The organism is Saccharomonospora saliphila YIM 90502 (genome assembly GCF_000383795.1).
Classification (GTDB): domain Bacteria; phylum Actinomycetota; class Actinomycetes; order Mycobacteriales; family Pseudonocardiaceae; genus Saccharomonospora; species Saccharomonospora saliphila.
Genome location: NZ_KB912685.1, coordinates 5,593 through 8,900, shown reverse-complemented (window position 1 = coordinate 8,900; position 3,308 = coordinate 5,593). Strand labels below are relative to the sequence as shown.

The window sequence follows — 3,308 nt, the reverse complement described above, 5'->3', positions numbered from 1 at the left end:
GGGCTCGCGGCGGCGCAGCAGCTCACCCGCGCCGGGCACGACGTGACCGTGTTCGAGCGGGACGACCGGCTCGGCGGGCTGCTGCGGTACGGCATTCCCGAGTTCAAGATGGAGAAGAAGACACTCGATCGCAGGCTCGCGCAGCTCCGGCGCGAGGGCACCACCTTCGTCACCGGCTGCGAGGTGGGCGTCGACGTGACGGTGGAGCAGCTCCGGGAGCGGTTCGATGCCGTGGTGCTCGCGGTGGGCGCGCTGCGGGGCCGCGACGACACCACCACTCCCGGCAGGGGGTTGGCCGGCATCCACCTGGCGATGGAACACCTGGTCGGCGCCAACCGGTTCTGCGAGGGTGACGGGCCCCCTGCGGTCGACGCGGCGGGCAAGCACGTGGTGATCATCGGTGGTGGGGATACCGGCGCCGACTGCTACGGCACCGCGACCCGGCAGGGCGCGCTCTCGGTCACGCAGCTCGACCGGTACCCCCGGCCGCCGTCCACTCGGGACGACGAACGCTCGCCGTGGCCGACCTGGCCGTACGTGCTGCGCACCTACCCGGCGCACGAGGAGGCGGGGGAGCGGAAGTTCGCGGTCGCGGTGCAGCGTTTCGCCGGTGACGACGAGGGGCACGTGCGCGAGATCGAACTGCGTCCCGTCGAGGTGCGCGCGCACCCTGGCACCGGGCGCCGCGAGGTCGTCCCCATCGGCGACGAGGTGGAGCGCGTCCCGGCCGACCTCGTGCTGCTGGCGATCGGTTTCGACGGTGTCGAGCACATGCGCCTGCTCGACGACCTGGGCCTGTCGCTGACGCCGAAGGGCACCGTGTCCTGTGGCGCGGACTGGCAGACCGAGGCACCCGGCGTGTTCGTCTGCGGCGACGCCCACCGGGGGGCGTCCCTGGTCGTGTGGGCGATCGCGGAGGGCCGTTCGGTCGCCCGGGCGGTCGACGAGCACCTGATGGGCTCCTCCGAGCTGCACGCGCCGGTCCATCCGACGGCACTGCCGCTGTCGGCGGCGTAGGCCGCTCGTGGCGGTCGCGGTGGCGCGGGCCCGGAGCGCCGAGCGAGCCCCGACCGGCCACGGTGATCTGCGTCACTGTGCAGGTCCCTGCCCGTGGCGTAGGTGGGCGGCGGTGGGTTCGTATGCTGGAGGTCGTGAACTGGACAGTGGACGTGCCCGTCGACACTTTGCCCTCCCTCCCGCCGCTGCCCGCCGAGCTACGGAAACGCCTCGACGAGGCGCTCGCGCGTCCCGCCGCGCAGCAGCCGGAGTGGCCTGACGCCGACGCCGTGTCGCGGGTACGCGCGGTGCTGGAGAGCGTGCCTCCGGTCACCGTGCCCGCCGAGATCGACCGGCTCCGTGAGCGTCTCGCGATGGTGGCGCGCGGGGAAGCCTTCCTGCTCCAGGGCGGCGACTGCGCGGAGACCTTCGAGTCGAACACCGAACCGCACATCCGGGCGAACCTGCGCACCCTGCTGCAAATGGCCGTCGTGCTCACCTACGGCGCCAGCCTTCCCGTGGTCAAGGTCGGCCGCATCGCCGGGCAGTACGCCAAACCCCGGTCCAACAGCACCGACGCGCTGGGACTGCCGGTCTACCGGGGCGACATCGTCAACTCGCTGGTGCCCGACCCGCAGCTGCGTGTGCCCGACCCCGGAAGGCTGATCCGCGCCTACGCCAACGCGGGCGCGGCGATGAACCTGGTGCGCGCGCTGACCGGCGCGGGGATGGCCGACCTGACCCAGGTCCACGACTGGAACAAGGACTTCGTCCGGACCTCCCCCGCGGGGGAGCGCTACGAGGCGCTGGCGTCCGAAATCGACCGGGGCCTGCGTTTCATGGCGGCGTGCGGCGTCAGCGACGACTCCCTGCACTCCACCGAGATCTTCGCCAGTCACGAGGCGCTACTGCTGGACTACGAGCGCGCCCTGCTGCGTCTGGACGAGCCACGCTCGGCCGAGCCGAACCTGTACAACCTCTCCTCGCACTTTCTGTGGGTGGGCGAGCGCACGCGGCAGCTCGACGGCGCGCACATCGCCTTCGCTGAACTGCTCTCCAACCCGATCGGGGTCAAGATCGGCCCCACGACGACGCCCGAGCAGGCGGTCGAGTATGTCGAGCGGCTCGATCCCCGCAACGAGCCGGGCAGGCTCACGCTGATCGCCCGCATGGGCAACGGCAAGGTCCGCGAGGTGCTGCCGTCGATCGTGGAGAAGGTCGAGAGCTCGGGACACAAGGTCATCTGGCAGTGCGACCCGATGCACGGCAACACCCACGAGTCGTCGAACGGCTACAAGACACGGCACTTCGACCGCATCGTCGACGAGGTGCAGGGCTTCTTCGAGGTGCACCGTCAGCTCGGGTCCTACCCCGGCGGCATCCACGTCGAGCTGACCGGTGAGGACGTCACCGAGTGCCTCGGCGGCGCCCAGGACATCTCGGACCTGGATCTGTCGGGCCGCTACGAGACCGCCTGCGACCCGCGGCTGAACACCCAGCAGTCGCTGGAGCTGGCCTTCCTCGTCGCCGAGATGCTGCGCGGCTGAGTGCCGGACCAGGCGTGGTCGCCCGGCCGCGCCCCGGTCCCTCACAGCCGAAAGGCGATCACAGGCTGCGGTGGTACAGCGCGGCCAGCGACTTGGTCACGGCGTCGGCGAGCGACCCCACGTCCGGGATCGCCTCGCCGTTGGCCTGCAAGCCCACGTGCAGGGCGTCGCGGTAGCCCGAGGCCGCGACGCCGAGTGCCTGGTGCGGGGCCAGTGGAACGAGCGGGTACACCTCGCGCAGTGCTGCGCCGCCCAGCGACATCGGCAGGCCGGGCAGTGGCACGTTCGTGACCACCGTGTCGAACAGCAGCGGCGCGGCGTGCCCCACGGTGCGGGCCGCGAGGCGGTGCAGGCCGGTGGGAATGCGCTCGGCGAGCACGGGCAGTGCCCCGGCGCCCTGGGTGGGTCCGGCCCTCTTGTTGTGCTCCATGACCCGCCGTACCAGGCGCAGCCGCTCGACCGGGTCTTCGGTGCCGACCGGAAGGTCGCACAGGTAACCCGACAGGGCGTTGCCCGCGTCACGGCCCGCGGCGCGTCCCCGCACGCTCACCGGGACCAGGGCGCGTAACGTGCGGGTGTCGGGGCGCCTGCCGTCGTTGAGCAGCCATTCGCGCAGTGCCCCGGCCAGCACGGTGAGCACGACGTCGTTGGTGGTGCCGCCGTGGGCCGCGCGGACCGCGCGCACCTCGCCCATGTCGAGCCGTACGAAGCCGAGCCGTCGGCGCGCCGAGTTCGGCGTCAGCGTCGCCGACGGCGGGCAGGGGC

At 72.1% G+C, this 3,308-nt stretch carries 3 protein-coding genes; 2 read left to right on the top strand and 1 reads right to left on the bottom strand.

Annotated elements, in window-relative coordinates; translation table 11 throughout:
* Both SACSA_RS0114130 and SACSA_RS0114125 read left to right on the top strand, forming a co-directional pair.
* Positions 1 to 1,017: glutamate synthase subunit beta (locus SACSA_RS0114130; protein ID WP_019816553.1), on the top strand; the 1,017-nt coding region annotated here is incomplete at its 5' end.
* A gap of 122 nt (positions 1,018 to 1,139) precedes the next feature.
* Entirely contained in the window at positions 1,140 to 2,543 is a 1,404-nt protein-coding gene (locus SACSA_RS0114125; RefSeq protein ID WP_019816552.1) for a class II 3-deoxy-7-phosphoheptulonate synthase, read from the top strand.
* A gap of 58 nt (positions 2,544 to 2,601) precedes the next feature.
* Here the strand turns inward: SACSA_RS0114125 and SACSA_RS26200 are convergent.
* A partial coding sequence (locus SACSA_RS26200; RefSeq protein WP_019816551.1) for a WS/DGAT domain-containing protein occupies positions 2,602 to 3,308 on the bottom strand: 707 nt, incomplete at its 5' end.